At 71.4% G+C, this 385-nt stretch carries 1 protein-coding gene; it reads left to right on the top strand.

Translation table 11 applies throughout. The features are described from left to right. On the top strand, positions 1 to 385 hold a 385-nt coding region (locus tag G3I71_RS49840; protein ID WP_369335597.1), incomplete at both ends, for a glycosyltransferase family 2 protein.

Below are 385 nucleotides of genomic sequence, written 5' to 3'. Positions count from 1 at the left end.
GACGACGTTCCTCGGCGGCGGCCACGCCATCCGCATGAGCGTCATCGACGAGGTGGGCGAGTTCCCCACCCCGTTCTTCTACGCCCACGAGGAAACCGACTTCGCCTGGCGGGCCCTGGACGCCGGCTGGGACATCGACTACCGGGCCGACATGGTGCTCCAGCACCCGCGTACGGAGGCGTCCCGGCACGCGGTGTACTACCACCACACCGGCCGGAACCGGGTCTGGCTGGCCAAGCGACACCGGCCCGCCGTTCTGGTGCCGATCTACCTCGCGACCTGGGCCGCGTACACGCTCGCGCAACGCCCCCCGCTCTCCGGCCTGACCGCCTGGTGGTCGGGCTTCTTCGAGGGCGTACGAGTAACGTGCCCGCCGCGCCGCCCC

Source organism: Streptomyces sp. SID12501, from assembly GCF_010550245.1.
In the GTDB taxonomy this organism is placed as follows: Bacteria; Actinomycetota; Actinomycetes; order Streptomycetales; family Streptomycetaceae; genus Streptomyces.
Note: the sequence above shows the minus strand (reverse complement) of the source record. Positions and strands in the feature narration are given on the sequence as shown.